Consider the following 16,138-nt stretch of genomic DNA (forward strand, 5'->3'; position numbering starts at 1 on the left):
TAGTTACTTGACGGTCTTAGGCGCCTTGCCTTCCTTCATCTGTTGCAGCAAGGGTGCGCACTGATTCGGCTCATCGCCGCTCGGTGCCACCAGCGCCAGGAGGCCGGCAGCCGGGCCGGCGATAATGCCCAGGGCAACCATGCCAGCGCCACGCAGTGCCAGCGGGATGGCCTTCACGCCAGCATTGGGTTTGATAAACGGCCCATTGACGTACAGCGGCGAGCGCAGCGAAAACAAGCGAAAGCCCTTGGACTCGGGCGTGATGGTCAGGTCCAACTGCTCCGTGGCCATGTTCGCGGTGCCGTCGATGTAGATGATGGCGTTCTCGGTATCGAACACAAACAACCGCGTGGTCGCCAGGCCCGTCTTGATGCCGAAATCCGCCGCCGCGCAGTTGATCTTCACTTCCTTGTCGCCGAACAGGCGGCCCACCACGTAGTTGCCGACGTTGAGCCCGGCGATTTCCATCAGGCCACGGCTGATGGCGCCGTCGTTGATCAGCATCTTCAGGTCACCATTGGAAGTGCCGAGCAGCGCTGCGACGGAATTGCCGCGCCCGGAAATATCGGCGTCGCCGTTGAGTTCACCAAAGCTGGTTTTCATCGGTTCAAAGGTCGGGAACAACTGCTTGAGCTTGAAGTTGCGCGCCGTCAGTTTGGCGCGGCCTTCCATCGGCGTAGTGCGGCCGTTCAAGCGAATCTGCGCATCGAGCTTGCCGCCGGCCACGCCGAAGCGCAGGGGTTCGAGGCTCAGTTGGCCGTCGTTGAGTACCAAGTGGGTGTAAAGGTCGGTGAAGGGCAAGTCGGCACTGTGCACGATGCGCTTGCCGGTGAACTCCACGTCGGCATCCATTTCGCGCCAGCGCTCGGTGCGGAACTCTTCAACCGGCAGCACTTTGGTCGCTGGCTGTTTGCTTTCACCGCCCCGGGCTTTTTGCTTGGCGTTGGAGTCGGCACCGATCAACGGCGCCAGGTCAGTCATCAGCAGTTGGTTGGACACCAGCGCGCCGCTGAGCTTGGGCCGTGGCTGGCTGGCGACATAGGCCAGGTCGCCGTGGATATCACTGTTGCCGATCTTGCCGTTGAAGTTTTCGTAGCGGAATGAGGCGCCGCTGGCTTCATGCAGCTTGGCGATCAGATGACCATCGGTGGAGTAGGCCGGCGAGTCCGGCAAGGTGACGCCGGTCAGCGGGTACAGGTTACCCAGGCTGCTGCCCGAGAGTTTCAGGCGCAGGTCCAGGGCGCCGAGGTTCAGCGGGTCAGTCAGGGTGCCGGCCAGGGCGATGCTGGTGTCGGCGACTTTCACTTGGGCTTGCAGCGGGAACGGCTTGGCCGCGTCCTGCAAGGCAAGCAGGCCGCCAATCTTGCCGGTGCCGGCGAGTTTCTGGCCGTGGTATTGGCCTTTGACCTTAAGGCCGAACGCGTAGTCCTGGGGCGCCGAGCCTTTTTCCAGGGCTTTCCTGGCATCGGCGTCGCCGACGATTTCGCCGAACGGGATCGGTTTGCCCAGCGGGTCGATGATCACATCGAGTTGAGTCTTGAGGGTTTGATCGTCGAGGGTCACATGGCCCTTGTCGAAACCGATGGCGCCGATGTCCACCACCCAGTTGGAGGGTTCGGCGTCGGGGTCTTTGGGGTCGAACTTGAAGGTCCAGTTGGCGCGGCCATCGGCCAGGCGCTGCAACTGGGCACTCGGTTCAGTGAGGTCGATCCGCGGGATCACCACGCGTTGTACCAGCAAGGCCAGGGGTGAAATACGCAGCTCGACCTTTTTAAGCGTGACCATTTGCGGTTGCTTCGACCAGTCGGGGTTGCCCAGGGTCAGGTCTTCGGCGATCACATGGGGCCACGGCACCCAGGCGCGCCAGCCGCCTTCATCCGGTTCACGCTGCCACACCACCGCAAGGTTGCCGTTGATGGCGAACGGGCGGTGCAGCTCTTCGGAGACTTTGGCATTGAGTGGCGGCTTGATGCGGTTCCAGTCGAAGAAGAACAGGACCAGTACCACGATGGCGATTAACAGAACGAAGCTGGCGCAGCTCCAAGCGACGATTTTACGAGTGCGCGTCATTGCACAGGACTCCTGAATACGACTGGCTGAGCTACCCCTAAAGAGCAGCCTATAAAACTACGACTGGCAAACCGCCCGGGGGTTTAACCCGATGGCCGATTTAGTCGCAAAAAGCCACTTTCCTGATCGAACAGACAGCTTCTGATCATCAACGGCGCACCATTGTTACCCAGGTTCGTGTCGAAAATACCCACCCCGGTGCAAAACCGCGTGCTTGAGAGGCTCGTTCTAGAGCCTCCGGAGGGAACAATCAATTCTGTTGATTATTACCATTGTGTTTATGAACTTTTATATCGACTTATCAAGAGTAGCATTAGCCCTGTACCCACTTTATCGCCCTCCCAAGGAGCAACCATCATGAAACGCCAATTACTCGCTACCGTCCTGTTATCCGTCCTGGCTTCCAGCGCTTTTGCCCTGCCAGCCGCCGAACAGGCCACCCCACAGAATAAAGCCCAAGCCGTACAAATTAGCCAGACCGTGGCTCGCAGCGGTTCGCAAGAAGACGAAAACCGTGACTATGCCAAAGGTGCCGTGGCTGAAAATGGCTTCAACCGCCTGCAAGAGAAAGGCTTGGTAGAAGGCGGTGCTGAACAAGCCAACAAACGCGCTTACACCGAAGGCGTTGCTGAAGGCGGTGCCGACCGTCTGCAAGAACTGCATCAAGCCCAGAGCTAAGCCCGTGGTGGCCCAGAAAAAAGCCCGATCTGTCGATCGGGCTTTTGCTTTTATATAGACCGCGTCACGCCTCGCCCCTGTCAAGTTCGACGCCGGCAAAGCGCTTTTGCTAGAGTGCGTCGCTGTACTCGCTGACAAAGCCCATCCGCTCATGCTGCCCCGCGCCGAACAGAAGCAACAGACTCGCCTCGCCTTGATGGACGCAGCCCGCCATCTGATGGAGTGTGGCCGTGGGTTTGGCAGCCTGAGCCTGCGCGAAGTGGCGAAGACGGCAGGTATCGTGCCCACCGGTTTCTATCGCCATTTTGCCGACATGGACCAGCTCGGGCTGGTATTGGTCAGCGAAGTCGGCCAGACCTTCCGCGCTACGATTCGCCTGGTGCGCCACAACGAGTTTGTAATGGGCGGCATTATTGATGCGTCCGTGCGCATCTTCCTCGATGTGGTCTCGGCCAACCGCTCGCAATTCCTGTTCCTGGCCCGTGAGCAGTACGGCGGTTGCCTGGCCGTACGCCAAGCCATCGGCGCCCTGCGCGAAGACATCACCCGCGACCTGGCGGCCGACCTGACGCTGATGCCAAAACTGCAGCACCTGGACGCGGAAGGCTTGCATGTGATGGCCGACCTGATCGTCAAAAGCGTGTTCGCCACCCTGCCCGATATCATCGACCCACCGGCCCATGCCCTGCCGGCCCACCTCACGCCCCAGGCGAAAATCACCCAACAACTGCGCTTTATCTTTATCGGCCTCAAGCATTGGCAAGGCCTTGGCAGCACCGAATAAGCCGCTCAACCCGCCGTATGGAAGCGCTTGGCGGTCGTGTAGTGCTTGTTCCAGTAGCTGTTGCTCAATGAATCGATACGGATACTTTTGCCTGTACGCGGCGAATGGATGAATTGGCCTTTGCCGATATACAAGCCGACATGGCTGACTTGGCCGCGCCCGTTGCCTTTGAAAAACACTGCATCTCCGGGCTTCAACGCGCTGCGCTTAATAGTTGCCGCCGTAGAGCGGTGCATGGCCGCTGTCGTGCGGGGAATCAGCAGGTTGGCTTCGGTCTTGAACAGGTAAACAAGGAAACTGCTGCAATCAAAGCCCTGCTCCGCTGACGTGCCACCCCATTTGTAAGGTGTACCCAGCAACTCATGGGCGCGATCGATAACGTCGTCGATGGAAGCAGGCTTGATGCCTTGCAGTGAAGTTCCGAGGGTTGCGCGGGGCTGAAAGTTGGCCGATGCCGACGAAATAAAGAAGGTCAGGCTGACAAGGCATATACAAAAAATTGATCGAAACATAATGAACGTCGCGGTGGAATTAAACAGGGCGCACAGCCTAAATAAACTTCAGGTAGTTTCATGAACGCCAAATCCTGATCGCGCGTAGGACAAATCCGAAAAAGCATCAACAAGAAAATGATGAAAGAAATTTCATCATACCAAGAGCATCCCTCAACGAAAAACGCCCCGCTCCAGTGCTATAAATTCCGCAACGCACCAAATTGATACGCATAGAGAATTATCTGATGCCCTCTTGGGTAGCATTCCTGTACATCCCGTCAGGGAATTCCTACTCAATCCCGTGATTGGCAAGACCCTTGCTCTAGGTCTTTCATCGCTCACAGCTGGAAGCTCTCTGATGCTGGTGATCCACCGCCGAATCGCCCCCCAAGCCCTCTGGGCCGCCGAATTGCTGCTGAATTTTGAAGCGCGCAGCAAAAGCCGCCTGCGCTGTTTCAGTGCCGACGGTGAAGACGTCGGCCTATTTCTGGAGCGTGGGCAGCCGCCACTACACGATGGCGAATTCCTACAAGCAGAAGACGGACGTGTCGTACGTGTTCGTGCCCGACCTGAACAACTGCTTCACGTCACTTGCCGCAACGCGTTTGAGCTGACCCGCGCCGCCTATCACCTCGGCAACCGCCATGTAGCGCTGCAGGTCGGCGACGGCTGGCTGCGCCTGCTCGATGACTATGTGCTCAAGGCCATGCTTGAACAGTTGGGCGCCGATGCGCAGACCATCGAGGCGCCGTTCCAACCGGAACACGGCGCCTACGGCGGTGGCCATCATCATTCGCGCCAGGGTGACGAAGACTTCAACTACCCGCCCAAGCTGCATCAGTTCGGCGTGCGTATATGAACCCAGCCTGGGCGCTGTTGCGCCTGGCCAGTCCGCAACTGCCGATTGGCGGCTACAGCTATTCCCAAGGTCTGGAAATGGCCGTGGAGAACGGCCGCGTGCAGGATGCGCCGAGTGCCCGGCGCTGGATCAGTGATCAGTTGCTGCTCAACCTTGCGCGTTTCGAAGCGCCGCTGCTGCTCGCCCATTGCCGCGCCGCCGTCGACCAGGATTGGGTGCAACTGGCGCAGCTGTGCGAAGAACACCGCGCCAGCCGTGAGACCCGCGAGCTGCATCAGGAGAGCCGGCAGATGGGCTATTCCCTGCAACAACTGCTCAATGGCTTGCCGGAACTGGACAGCGCCGCCCGTGAGTTTCTTGAACAGCGCGGCGAACCGCACCTGGCTCTTGGCTGGGCGCTGGCCGCTCGAGCCTGGCACATCAGTCCCGACGACGCCCTCGCCGCATGGCTCTGGAGCTGGCTGGAAAACCAACTCGCGGTATTGATGAAAACCCTGCCACTGGGCCAGCAAGCCGCCCAGCGCCTGACCAGCGAACTGCAACCGCTGCTGCAACAAGCCCAGCAGGACGCCGGCCGCATCGCCCCCCAGCATTTGGGCAGCGCCGCCTTCGGCCTGTCCCTGGCGTGCATGGCCCACGAGCGCCAGTACAGCCGCCTGTTCCGCTCCTAGGAGCACTTAATTTTGGAGAAACACATGAACACTCAACCCCTGCGCGTTGGAATCGGCGGCCCGGTGGGCTCTGGCAAGACCGCCCTGACCCTGGCCCTGTGCCTGGCCCTGCGCGATCGCTACAACCTGGCGGTCGTTACCAACGATATCTATACCCGCGAAGATGCCGATTTCCTGGTGCGCAACCAGGCCCTGGCGCCGGAGCGCATCATCGGCGTGGAGACCGGCGGCTGCCCGCACACGGCGATTCGCGAAGATGCCTCGATCAACCTGGAGGCCGTTGACCAACTCAACCGCCGCTTCCCTGGCCTGGACCTGATCCTGGTGGAGTCCGGCGGTGACAACCTGTCGGCCACCTTCAGCCCGGAGCTGTCGGACCTGACCATCTATGTGATCGATGTCTCCGCCGGCGACAAGCTGCCACGCAAGGGCGGGCCCGGAATTTGCAAATCCGACCTGCTGGTGATCAACAAGATCGACCTGGCCCCACTGGTGGGCGCTTCGCTGGAACTGATGAACAGCGACACCCAACGCATGCGCAACGGCAAACCTTTTGTGTTCAGCAACCAGAAAACCGGGGTCGGCCTGGATGACATCGTCGCGTTCATCGAACGCCAGGGCTTGCTGAACGCCGCCTGATCAACCCATAAGGAACCTGTCCATGAGCCTCAACAAACTTCTCGCCGCCGCCGCGCTGCTGCTCGCCCCCGCCCTGGCGTTCGCCCATCCGGGCCACGGCGACAATGGCCTGGTGGCCGGTATCAGCCACCCGCTGGGCGGTCTCGATCACTTGCTGGCCATGGTTGCGGTCGGCCTCTGGGCTGCCCAACAGAACGGCGCCGCGCGCTGGGCCCTGCCGTGCACCTTTGTCGGCACCATGCTGATCGGCGGCATGCTCGGTTTTGAAGGGCTGCAATTACCGGCGCTGGAGAGCGGGATTGCCGCGTCGGTGCTGGCGCTGGGCCTGGCGGTGGCACTGGCGGTGCGTCCGCCACTGTTCCTGGCCGTGGGTGCCACGGCGTTGTTTGCGTTGTTCCATGGTGTTGCCCATGGTTTGGAACTGCCAGACATGTCCAGCCCTTGGGCGTATGCCGCTGGGTTTGTCGGTGCGACCGCGGTATTGCATGCCGCCGGTTATGCGGTGGTGCGCTTTCTGCCGGTTGCTGCGGCGCCGTTGGTGCGGGTGGCTGGGGCGGCTTCGGCGGCGACTGGGGTTTGGTTGCTCGCCAGCTAAAAGTGACAAGCTGCAAGCGACAAGTAAGGGCAGCTCGGCTTTTACTTGCCGCTTGCAGCTGAAAACTTAGAGCTGCCCTCATCTGCTACCATGCGCGCCTACACCCCTGCCGTGACGACGCCAGCCAATGCCCATCGCTTCTCAGCCCGCTTTGAACACCGTGCTCACGCACTTCCACGACCTGATCGTGCCCCTCTGGCAAGGCCCAGGCTGGAATGCCGACCTGGCACTGCCCTTCGAGGCACTGGACGCCGACCACCAGCCACTCCCCCCGCAACGCTATCGCGCCATGGCCTGCGCCCGGCAGTTGTACCTGTTCGCCAGCCTGATCGGTGAGCCCGGCGCGGCCTTTGCCGAAGAACGCGCGGCGGCGCTGTTCCGTTCCCTGCAACGGCACTTCCACGATGCCGAGCACGGTGGCTGGTTCTACAGCGTCGACCCCACCGGCCAACCGCTGGACAAACGCAAAGACCTCTACACCCACGCCTTCATCATCTTTGCCTGTGCCCATTACTGGGCCAAGGTGCGTGAACCGTTGGTGGAATCGGTGCTCAATGCCGCCTTGGAAGTCGTCGCCCAGCGCTTTGCCACGGGCGATGACCTTTATGAAGCCGTGCTGGAGCGTAACTGGACCTCTCTGGATTCCGGGCCGTTGCAAAACCCGTTGATGCACCTGGCCGAAGGTTTCCTTGCCACCCTTGCGGTGCGTGAAGATGCCGACGTACAGGCGGCCCTGCTGGCATTGGCGACGGCCATGCAGCAACGCTTCATCGACCGCGAGCATGGCGTGATGATGGAAAAACCCGTGGGCGCTGTGGATAACTGGTTTGAGCCGGGGCACCAGTTCGAATGGTTCTTTTTGCTGGAATCGTCAGATGTACTGCGCGGCACACCGCTGCATGCATCGCTGACGCGGGCATTTGCCTATGCCGAACAAACGGGTGTGGATAAGTTGAGCGGTGCGGTCAGCGGCATGCTCGCACTGGATGGCACGGTGCGCGACGGCACCCAACGCATCTGGGCCCAGGCCGAGTACCTGCGAGCGCTGACCTTGCGGCCGGGCAGTGAAGCGGCGTTGCAGCGCCAGTTGCTGGCGTTGCAACAGCACTTCCTGCATGCAAAGGGTTGGCATGAATGCCTGGATACCCAGGGCACGGTGAGTCGACGGGACATGCCATCGACTACGCCGTATCACTTGGCGACCTGCTATCAGGGTTTGATCAAGCATCTTGGGTGACCCTCAAGGCCTCTTCGCGAGCAAGCCCGCTCCCACATTCGACCGCATTTCAAAGTTAGAACGCGGTTAAATGTGGGAGCGGGCTTGCTCGCGAAGGCGTCACCTCGGTCTACTTGGCCTCACGCAATCCACTTGCGATCCCCAGTAAAACTGATCGTCAACCAACGCGCCGCATCCGGCGTGCCCAGCCCTGTGGATATTTCTTCGCGCAGCCCGTCGAGGGTGGCGACCTTATCCACCGGGTAGTCCGCAGGCAACACCACATGAATTTCGATAAACCGCGCCCGCCCGTGTTTCTGCACGTAGGAGACGTAGTCGTCGAAACCATGCTTGGCCTGCGCTGCGTCCATCACTTCGCGCACCTTGTCGTCCAAGTGGTCCGGGGCGATGCCCAATACTTCGCGCAACGCCGGGCGCAGGATCTTGAACGCCGGCGCCAGCATGCTCAGGGCCAGCAGGATCAGGATCAAGGGGTCGACATACACCGCCCACTCGCCATAGCCCTGGGACTTGAGCAACAGCGCGGCCAGAAAGCTGATCAACAGGCCCACCGACAGCATCGCGTCCACCAGCCAGCTGATGTTGTCGAATTGGATCAGCGACGACTTGAGCGTGCGGTTGCGGTAGCGCACATAGAAGAAGTAGGCGAACTCAACGACAGTAAACACCGCCGCATAAATGATCACCAACCCCAACTCGATCTCGCGCCCGCCATTGATAATGCCGAACACGCCATTGAGGAACGCGTAGATGGCGATCAGCAACAGGAAACTGCCTTCGATCAGTAGCACCATCGGCTCCAGGTGCCAATAGCCGAACTGGAAACGCTCGTTGCTTTTCTTGGCGATCAGCTTGGCCGTGATCAGCATCAACACCTTGATGGCGGTGGCGATCAGCGAGAAAAAGCCGTCGAACAGAATGGATTGGGCGCCAGATATCACACCCGTGACAATCCCTGCGATCGCCACAGCGAACATCAGGATTGTCGATTGTTTGAGCAGTGCCTGCTCACCTCGGTTACTCACATTTCCTCCCGTCAAAACCTTTAAACCGCACAGTGCGGTGGGGTTTCAGGAGCGGAGTGTACCTTATGGCCTGTTTTTTGGCCGATTTGCAGCCATCGGGAGCTTGCCCTCGATGGCTGCGCCGCGGTGTTAAGCCTTACTTGGCCCCACGCTCAATCGCAAACCCGGCCCAGGTTTGACTCACCGGCATCAGCTCCAACCGGTTGATATTGACGTGCGCCGGCGTATTCATCACCCAGAAAATCGTGTCAGCGATGTCCTGCGGCTGGATCGGCTCGGCCCCGGCATAAGTAGCGTCGTAACGCGCCTGATCACCGCCGAAGCGCACCAGCGAGAACTCGCTCTCACACAGGCCCGGCTCAATGTTGGTCACACGCACGCCAGTGCCTTGCAGGTCGCAGCGCAGGTTCAACGAGAACTGCTTCACGAACGCCTTGGAGCCGCCATACACATGGCTGCCCGGGTACGGGTAGTTACCAGCGATGGAACCCAGGTTGATGATGCCGGCGCCGCGGCCATGGGCGATCAGGCGCGGCAGCAGCAGGTTGGTGGTGGTCAGCAGGCCCTTGATGTTGGTGTCGACCATGGTTTCCCAATCGTCGAGGTTGCACTTGGGCGCAGGGTCAGTGCCCACGGCCAGGCCGGCATTGTTGATGAGGCCACGTAGCTTGGCGAACGACGGTGGCAGGTTGGCGATAGCCTCTTCCATACCCTTGCGGTCCCGCACGTCCACCACCAGGCCATGCACTTCGGTCTGCTTGGAAAGCTCTTCGACCAGGGCGTTCAAGCGCTCGGCACGACGCCCCGTGAGCACCAGTTTCCAACCGGCTTCGGCAAAACGACGGGCACAGGCTTCGCCGAAACCTGAAGTGGCGCCAGTGATAAATAGCGTGTCGGACATGGTGGTCTCCTTGCGGGCATCGGGAAAAAGTTGCCAGCAGAATGCCCTTACGCCGCCTCTGCGGCAACCGCTATGCACACACCTTCACGCCTCACTGATCAATTTTTAACCAAACCTGGCAAAGCCTTATACACCGTGGCTTGCAGCCATATGCGCGCAGGTTATCCACAGCTGCGCCCACAGTCTTTGGGGGCAAGTGCAAATAGCTCTGAGCCGCTGTGTACAAGGCTTTCAGGCGGTTTTAGAAAGTTTTTTGCTTGACCTGGGCAGGGCCATATGTAGCCCCTGACAAATTCGGAAAAACACAACGATGGCTCCAGGCCAGTCATTCCGGCCTCTACGAGGGTCTTTCCAGAGTTTAGTCACAGACTTATCCACAGGTTAAGCGTACATATTCCCGTCATATACCTGTGTCTTTAAACAGGTTGACAAACCCCTCGAAGGGTCGCGAAAAAGCTGCTGGTCAAAAAACAACCCCCACGCTGTAAGCCACGTATTTAAAGGCTTACAGCCAGCTACTCCCACGTTACCCACAGCCGGTTCCACAGTGGATGGGGACAAGTCAAAACTGTGACAAAACAGGGATTTGCGGCGGCTATATGTCGCGCTTTGGAGGGTGGCTGGATTTGTTTTCCACAATTTGAAGAACGCGCTTGTGGATCACACAAAACAAATGTGGGAGGGGGCTTGCTCACGATAGCGGTGTGTCAGTTTCAGAAGTGCTGACTGACAAATCGCTATCGGGAGCAAGCCCCCTCCCACAGGGTACTGAGTACTAGTTAGTGACCGCCAAGATAGGCGTTGCGCACTTCCTCGTTCACCAGCAACTCCTTGCCGGTACCCGTCAGGCGAATCTCGCCGTTGACCATCACGTACGCCCGATCCGACAAGCGCAGCGCATGGTTGGCATTCTGCTCCACCAAGAAGATAGTCATCCCGGTGGACGCCAGCTCGCGCAGGGTGGAGAAGATCTGCTTCACCACAATCGGCGCCAAGCCCAGGCTCGGCTCGTCCAGCAGCAACAGCTTGGGCCGGCTCATCAGCGCACGGGCGATGGCGAGCATTTGCTGCTCGCCGCCAGACATGGTCATGGCCCGCTGGTTGCGCCGCTCCTTGAGCCGTGGGAACAGCTCGAACATACGCTGCATGTCCTCGCTGGCGAACTTGTCGCCAATGGGGATGGTGCCCATCAGCAGGTTTTCCTCGACGGTCATGTCGGGGAATACCCGCCGCCCTTCCGGCGACTGCGCGATGCCGTTGGAGGCGATGTAGTGAGACGACTTGTGGGTAATGTCGACGCCGTTGTAGAGGATCTGCCCCGACTCGGCCCGAGGCTGGCCGAAGATCGACATCAGCAGCGTGGATTTACCCGCGCCGTTGGAGCCGATCAGGCTGACGGTTTCGCCTTCGTTGATGTGCAGCGAGACTTTTTTCAGGGCCTGGATCGGGCCGTAGAACACGTCCAGGTCCTTCATTTCGAGGATAGGTGCACTCATACCAACTCCTCTTCGTCCGCGCCCAGGTAGGCAGCAATGACTTTCGGGTCGTTGCGGATCGCTTCGGGGCCGCCTTCGGCGATCACGTTGCCGTGGTCCAGCACCACGATGTGGTCGGAAATGCTCATCACCATGCCCATGTCGTGTTCGATCAGCACTACCGTAAGGTCGTGTTCGTCGCGCAGCAGGCGAATCATCGCGCTGAGGGCTTCGGTTTCCTGCGGGTTGAGGCCCGCCGCGGGTTCGTCCAGGCAGATGATCTGCGGCCGGGTGCACATGGCGCGGGCAATTTCCAGGCGGCGCTGCTGGCCGTAGGAGAGCTCGCCGGCCAGGCGGTTGGCGCAGTCCACCAGGTCGACCACTTCCAACCAGTAGAAAGCATGGTCGAGGGCATCGCTTTCGGCCTTGCGGTAACCCTTGGTGTTGAGGATGCCGGCGAGCATGTTGCGGTTGACCCACATGTGTTGGGCCACCAGCAGGTTTTCCAGCACCGACATTTCCTTGAACAGGCGGATGTTCTGGAAGGTCCGTGCCAGGCCGGCGCGGTTCACCAGGTGAGTACCGCCGAACATCTTGTAGTACACGCGGCTGAGGAAGCTTTTCGGCGACACGAAGTCGACCGCCTTGAAGCGCTCTCCCAACAGCTGGATCACGTTGGTCTGCTCGCCCCGCACGTTGAGTTCGATCTTGCCGCCGCTGGCTTTGTAGAAGCCAGTGAGGCAGTTGAACACCGTGGTCTTGCCGGCGCCGTTGGGGCCGATCAGGGCGAAGATCGAGTTGCGTTCGACCTTGAGGCTCACATCGCTCAAGGCCTTGATGCCACCGAAGTGCATCATCAGGTGTTCCACGCTGAGGACAATTTCCTTGCTCATGGCGCGACCCCCTTGCGTGGCGTCACACCGGTTCGGCTGATCCGAATCAAGCCACGCGGTCGCCAGATCATCATCACCACCATCAACACGCCAAACAGGAGCACGCGGTATTCGGAGAAGCTGCGCAGCAGTTCAGGGGCAACAGTCAGTACGAACGCCGCGATCACCACGCCGACCGTCGAGCCCATGCCGCCCAACACCACGATGGCCAGGATCAACGCCGACTCGAAGAAGGTAAACGACGACGGGTTGACGAAGCCCTGGTAGCTGGCAAAAAACACCCCGGCCAAACCCGCGGTGGACGCACCGATGGTGAACGCCGAGAGCTTGACCAGTACGTGGTTCAGGCCCATGGAGCGGCAGGCGATCTCATCTTCGCGCAAGGCTTCCCAGGCACGGCCAACTGGCATGCGCGTGAGCCGGTGCTTGATGTAGAGCACCGCCAGCACCACCAGGAACAGCACGATGTAGATGAACATGAATTTGATGTTGGGGTTGTAATCGAGGCCGAAGAATTCGTGGAACGGAACCCCACCTTCCTTGGCTTTACGCCCGAACTCCAGGCCGAGGAAAGTCGGCGACGGCACCGGCATACCGTTCGGGCCGCCGGTGAACGACAGCCAGTTGTTGAGCACCAGTCGAATGATTTCACCAAACCCCAGGGTCACGATGGCCAGGTAGTCACCGTGCATTCGTAGCACCGGGAAGCCGAGTATGCACCCCGCCAACGCCGCCGCGATGGCCGCCAGTGGCAGCACCGTCCAGAAGCCCAGGCCGAGGTATTGATAACCCAGCGCCAGGCCGTAGGCACCGATGGCGTAGAACGCCACGTAGCCCAGGTCGAGCAGCCCCGCCAGGCCCACCACGATGTTCAGCCCCAGGCCCAGCAACACGTAGATCAGCCCGAGGATGACCACAGTGAGCAGGTACTTGTTGGCGAAGATCGGGAACACAATGGCGATCACGATCAACGCGGGGATGATCCAGCGCAGCCGCGACTTGTAGTCCGGTGGCAGCACGTGCACGCCGGAGCCGCTGCTTTCGAAACCCTGCAGGATCTTCACGCCCTTGGGGGTTTGCAGGAACAGGCTGAGGGCAAAGCGGCCGGCCATCACAATGGCGACTAACGTAGCCACACGGGCCGGTTCCAGGTTGAAGCTGTAGCCGTCGAGTACCACGCCGACGATGGGGCCGAACACGATCAGCGAAATCAGCCCGGCGAGGACCGTATCGACCACACTTTTCTTGATATCGATAGATTTGGCAGCAGACATGTTTACACCTTCGCCACAAGTGGGCGACCAAGCAGGCCCTGGGGACGGAAAATCAGAATCACCACGAGCAGGGAGAAACTGAACACGTCTTTGTAGTCAGAGTTGATCAACCCCGAGAACAGCGACTCGGAGATGCCGAGGATGATCCCGCCAAGCATCGCCCCAGGCAGGGAGCCGATGCCGCCGAGTACCGCCGCGGTAAATGCCTTGATGCCGATGATGAAGCCGGCATAGAAGTCGAAGGTGCCGTAGTTGAGGGTAATGAGCACGCCGGCCAGGGCAGCCATGGCAGCACCGATGACGAACACGTAGGAGATCACGCGGTCGGTGTTGATGCCCAGGATCGAGGCCATCTTGCGGTCTTGCTGGGTGGCACGGCACATGCGGCCCAGCTTGGTGTATTTGATGATGTAGGTCAGCAAGGCCATGCCCGCGAAGGCGGCGACCAGAATGAACACCTTGGTGTACGTGAGCTGCACGAAACCGCTGCCGATATCGACGCGCCAGGCGCCAGCCAGCAGGGTTGGAATGCCTTGTTGTTTTGCGCCCTGGGCGATCTGCGCATAGTTCTGCAGGATCAGGGAAATACCGATGGCGCTGATCAGCGGTGCCAGTCGGGTGGAGTTGCGCAGTGGTTTGTAGGCGACACGCTCAATGACCCACCCGTAAACGCCGGTGACGACCACGGTGAAGATCAAGGTGCCGAGAATGAGCAGCGGGAAGGATTCGATGCCGAAGTAAGCCAGCAGTGCCAGACTGATCGCCGCGAGGTAAGCGGAAATCATATAAACCTCGCCGTGGGCGAAGTTGATCATGCCGATGATGCCATAGACCATTGTGTAGCCGATGGCGATCAGGCCGTAGACCGACCCGAGGGTCAGGCCGTTGACCAGTTGCTGCAGGAAAATACCATCCATAACGCAATCTCACGCGGTGAGCACCTGCACACCTGTCGGTGTGCGGCGCTTCTGGAGGAAAAAACAGATCTCAATAACAACACCACTCCCCTGTGGGAGGGGGCTTGCTCCCGATTGCGGTGGGTCAGTCATGCATGTGTTGGCTGACACTGCGCTATCGGGAGCAAGCCCCCTCCCACATGGAAACTGTGGTGCTCAGCCTTACTTCTGTTTTTCCAGCTGGTGGTACTTACCGTCCTTGTCCCACTGGTAAACCACGTAGTCGGAGACTTTCAGGTCGCCCTTACCGTCCCATTCCTTCTTGCCCATCACCGTCTGGACAGGGTTGGCTTTGAGCCACTTGGCAGCGTCTTCGCCCTTGTTGGACTTGGCACCGTTGAAGCCAGCGGCCAGGGCCTGGATCGAGGCGTAGGCGTACAACGTGTAGCCTTCAGGCTCTACGCCGGCTTTGCGGAATTGCTCCACCACCGCCTTGCTGTCGGGCAGCAGGCGCGGGTCGGCGCCGAAGGTCATGTACACGCCATCCACGTACTGCGCACCACCGGCAGTTGCCACCAGTTCGTCGGTCACCACGCCGTCATCGGACATGAACTTGACGTCTTTCAAACCGGCTTCACGGATCTGGCGCACCAACGGGCCGGCTTCCGGATGCAAGCCGCCGAAGTACACGACGTCGGCGCCCAGGGAGCGGATCTTGGTGACCAGCGCGCTGAAGTCTTTCTCGCCGCGGGTCAGGCCTTCTTCCAGCACCGGCTTGACGCCGCGCTTGGTCAACTGGGCAGCGGTGGCGTCGGCCAAGCCTTTGCCGTAGGTGTCCTTGTCGTTGATGACTGCGACTTTCTTGCCCTTGAGCACGTCGACGATGTAGTCGCCAGCGACGATGCCTTGCTGGTCGTCACGCCCGCACATGCGGAACATCGCGCCCAGGCCGCGTTCGGTCACTTGTGGGTTGGTGGAGCCTGGGGTGATGGCGATGATGCCGGCTTCGTCGTAGACCTCAGACGCCGGGATGGTGTTCGACGAGCAGAAGTGCCCGACCACACCGATCACTTTGTCCTGGTCCGCCAGGCGGTTGGCCACGGCCACGGCTTGCTTGGGTTCGCAGGCGTCATCGCCGGCGACCAGCTTGATCTGCTCGCCGTTGATGCCACCGGCCTTGTTGATAACGTCGGCTGCCGCCTGGGCACCCTTCATGTACTGCTCACCGAAAGCGGCGTTGGCGCCCGTCATCGGGCCCGCCACACCAATCTTCACATCAGCTTGAACAAACGTTGAAACACCCAGCGCCGCTGCAACGGCGAGGGCCAGAAAACCTTTCTTGTAAAACGTCTGGGACATGAGTGGTGCTCCGATATTTTTGATTTTTGGCACGACAACTTGCATTCAAACCTTTCACCGAAAGCTCAGAGCAAGCCGCGTGCCATTACGTTTTTATTCTTCAAAAAGACACGGTGTCATTGTTATTACAGGCGTTTCGACGCCTTTTGCCAGGACGTGCAACCGTCTAGCGTGTGTGGGTGCAACCAGCGGATCAAAAAAGTACAACCCTGGCGGGTCGCACCTGCAACCGGAGGGATAAACGACAGTTCCTACACCTGTAACAATGTGCGTAACGGAACTGCACAT

Annotated in this window: 16 protein-coding genes; 7 read left to right on the forward strand and 9 right to left on the reverse strand. The window is 59.9% G+C overall.

Translation table 11 applies throughout. From position 1 onward, the window contains the following. Window positions 1-3: 3 nt before the first annotated feature. A complete protein-coding gene (locus JFT66_RS06030) occupies window positions 4-2,070 on the reverse strand; it encodes an AsmA family protein (RefSeq protein WP_034117479.1) in 2,067 nt (688 codons plus the stop codon). A gap of 357 nt (window positions 2,071-2,427) precedes the next feature. Between JFT66_RS06030 and JFT66_RS06035 the strand changes: the two genes are divergently transcribed. Beyond that, entirely contained in the window at window positions 2,428-2,748 is a 321-nt protein-coding gene (locus JFT66_RS06035) for a hypothetical protein (protein WP_034117478.1), read from the forward strand. Window positions 2,749-2,899: 151 nt separating this feature from the next. Continuing rightward, complete coding sequence (locus tag JFT66_RS06040) at window positions 2,900-3,532, forward strand: TetR family transcriptional regulator (RefSeq protein WP_005784300.1); 633 nt, start codon at window positions 2,900-2,902, stop codon at window positions 3,530-3,532. 5 nt (window positions 3,533-3,537) lie between these two features. On the opposite strand, the gene JFT66_RS06045 is transcribed toward JFT66_RS06040, so the two are convergent. Continuing rightward, a complete protein-coding gene (locus JFT66_RS06045; protein ID WP_034117477.1) occupies window positions 3,538-4,044 on the reverse strand; it encodes a C40 family peptidase in 507 nt (168 codons plus the stop codon). A gap of 340 nt (window positions 4,045-4,384) precedes the next feature. Between JFT66_RS06045 and ureE the strand changes: the two genes are divergently transcribed. The 5 genes from ureE to JFT66_RS06070 all read left to right on the forward strand — a co-directional run bounded on the left by ureE (window position 4,385) and on the right by JFT66_RS06070 (window position 8,027). Continuing rightward, window positions 4,385-4,885 carry an urease accessory protein UreE gene (gene ureE, locus JFT66_RS06050; protein ID WP_034117476.1) on the forward strand — a complete coding sequence of 167 codons (501 nt, stop codon included), beginning with the start codon at window positions 4,385-4,387 and terminating at the stop codon, window positions 4,883-4,885. Then, complete coding sequence (locus JFT66_RS06055; RefSeq protein ID WP_198858973.1) at window positions 4,882-5,556, forward strand: urease accessory protein UreF; 675 nt, start codon at window positions 4,882-4,884, stop codon at window positions 5,554-5,556. The genes ureE and JFT66_RS06055 overlap by 4 nt, the downstream gene beginning before the upstream one ends. 24 nt (window positions 5,557-5,580) lie before the next feature. Further along, entirely contained in the window at window positions 5,581-6,195 is a 615-nt protein-coding gene (gene ureG / locus JFT66_RS06060) for an urease accessory protein UreG (protein ID WP_198858974.1), read from the forward strand. Window positions 6,196-6,217: 22 nt separating this feature from the next. Further along, complete coding sequence (locus JFT66_RS06065; protein ID WP_198858975.1) at window positions 6,218-6,790, forward strand: HupE/UreJ family protein; 573 nt, start codon at window positions 6,218-6,220, stop codon at window positions 6,788-6,790. A gap of 127 nt (window positions 6,791-6,917) precedes the next feature. Further along, on the forward strand, window positions 6,918-8,027 hold the full coding sequence (locus JFT66_RS06070; RefSeq protein WP_153838750.1) for an AGE family epimerase/isomerase: 1,110 nt from the start codon (window positions 6,918-6,920) through the stop codon (window positions 8,025-8,027). A 119-nt stretch (window positions 8,028-8,146) separates the two neighbouring features. Here the strand turns inward: JFT66_RS06070 and JFT66_RS06075 are convergent, their stop codons facing one another. From JFT66_RS06075 to JFT66_RS06105, 7 genes are all read right to left on the reverse strand, one after another. After that, complete coding sequence (locus tag JFT66_RS06075; RefSeq protein WP_034117472.1) at window positions 8,147-9,052, reverse strand: cation diffusion facilitator family transporter; 906 nt, start codon at window positions 9,050-9,052, stop codon at window positions 8,147-8,149. A gap of 136 nt (window positions 9,053-9,188) precedes the next feature. After that, complete coding sequence (locus JFT66_RS06080; RefSeq protein ID WP_034117471.1) at window positions 9,189-9,953, reverse strand: SDR family oxidoreductase; 765 nt, start codon at window positions 9,951-9,953, stop codon at window positions 9,189-9,191. Between the two features lie 779 nt (window positions 9,954-10,732). Next, the gene (locus JFT66_RS06085; protein WP_005784287.1) at window positions 10,733-11,449 is read right to left on the reverse strand and encodes an ABC transporter ATP-binding protein; all 717 of its coding nucleotides are present in this window, start codon (window positions 11,447-11,449) and stop codon (window positions 10,733-10,735) included. Continuing rightward, a complete protein-coding gene (locus JFT66_RS06090; RefSeq protein WP_034117469.1) occupies window positions 11,446-12,321 on the reverse strand; it encodes an ABC transporter ATP-binding protein in 876 nt (291 codons plus the stop codon). The genes JFT66_RS06085 and JFT66_RS06090 overlap by 4 nt, the downstream gene beginning before the upstream one ends. Then, on the reverse strand, window positions 12,318-13,595 hold the full coding sequence (gene livM, locus JFT66_RS06095) for a high-affinity branched-chain amino acid ABC transporter permease LivM (protein ID WP_153871522.1): 1,278 nt from the start codon (window positions 13,593-13,595) through the stop codon (window positions 12,318-12,320). Before livM ends, JFT66_RS06090 begins: the two co-directional genes overlap by 4 nt. 2 nt (window positions 13,596-13,597) lie before the next feature. Continuing rightward, window positions 13,598-14,512 carry an ABC transporter permease subunit gene (locus tag JFT66_RS06100; protein ID WP_003236186.1) on the reverse strand — a complete coding sequence of 305 codons (915 nt, stop codon included), beginning with the start codon at window positions 14,510-14,512 and terminating at the stop codon, window positions 13,598-13,600. Window positions 14,513-14,713: 201 nt separating this feature from the next. Then, the gene (locus JFT66_RS06105) at window positions 14,714-15,850 is read right to left on the reverse strand and encodes a branched-chain amino acid ABC transporter substrate-binding protein (protein ID WP_153871523.1); all 1,137 of its coding nucleotides are present in this window, start codon (window positions 15,848-15,850) and stop codon (window positions 14,714-14,716) included. Window positions 15,851-16,138 lie beyond the last annotated feature (288 nt).

Origin of the sequence: Pseudomonas sp. MF6755 (assembly GCF_016405635.1) — a bacterium.
GTDB classification, from domain to species: domain Bacteria; phylum Pseudomonadota; class Gammaproteobacteria; order Pseudomonadales; family Pseudomonadaceae; genus Aquipseudomonas; species Aquipseudomonas haemolytica.

Excerpts from the sequence above, each read along its gene's own strand:
- JFT66_RS06080 (WP_034117471.1), bottom strand. The coding sequence starts at position 9,953 with ATGTCCGACACGCTATTTATCACTGGCGCCACTTCAGGTTTCGGCGAA.
- JFT66_RS06045 (WP_034117477.1), bottom strand. The coding sequence starts at position 4,044 with ATGTTTCGATCAATTTTTTGTATATGCCTTGTCAGCCTGACCTTCTTT.
- ureG (WP_198858974.1), top strand. The coding sequence starts at position 5,581 with ATGAACACTCAACCCCTGCGCGTTGGAATCGGCGGCCCGGTGGGCTCT.
- JFT66_RS06055 (WP_198858973.1), top strand. The coding sequence starts at position 4,882 with ATGAACCCAGCCTGGGCGCTGTTGCGCCTGGCCAGTCCGCAACTGCCG.
- JFT66_RS06070 (WP_153838750.1), top strand. The coding sequence starts at position 6,918 with ATGCCCATCGCTTCTCAGCCCGCTTTGAACACCGTGCTCACGCACTTC.
- livM (WP_153871522.1), bottom strand. The coding sequence starts at position 13,595 with ATGTCTGCTGCCAAATCTATCGATATCAAGAAAAGTGTGGTCGATACG.
- ureE (WP_034117476.1), top strand. The coding sequence starts at position 4,385 with ATGCTGGTGATCCACCGCCGAATCGCCCCCCAAGCCCTCTGGGCCGCC.
- JFT66_RS06100 (WP_003236186.1), bottom strand. The coding sequence starts at position 14,512 with ATGGATGGTATTTTCCTGCAGCAACTGGTCAACGGCCTGACCCTCGGG.
- JFT66_RS06090 (WP_034117469.1), bottom strand. The coding sequence starts at position 12,321 with ATGAGCAAGGAAATTGTCCTCAGCGTGGAACACCTGATGATGCACTTC.
- JFT66_RS06035 (WP_034117478.1), top strand. The coding sequence starts at position 2,428 with ATGAAACGCCAATTACTCGCTACCGTCCTGTTATCCGTCCTGGCTTCC.
- JFT66_RS06085 (WP_005784287.1), bottom strand. The coding sequence starts at position 11,449 with ATGAGTGCACCTATCCTCGAAATGAAGGACCTGGACGTGTTCTACGGC.
- JFT66_RS06105 (WP_153871523.1), bottom strand. The coding sequence starts at position 15,850 with ATGTCCCAGACGTTTTACAAGAAAGGTTTTCTGGCCCTCGCCGTTGCA.
- JFT66_RS06030 (WP_034117479.1), bottom strand. The coding sequence starts at position 2,070 with ATGACGCGCACTCGTAAAATCGTCGCTTGGAGCTGCGCCAGCTTCGTT.
- JFT66_RS06065 (WP_198858975.1), top strand. The coding sequence starts at position 6,218 with ATGAGCCTCAACAAACTTCTCGCCGCCGCCGCGCTGCTGCTCGCCCCC.
- JFT66_RS06040 (WP_005784300.1), top strand. The coding sequence starts at position 2,900 with ATGCTGCCCCGCGCCGAACAGAAGCAACAGACTCGCCTCGCCTTGATG.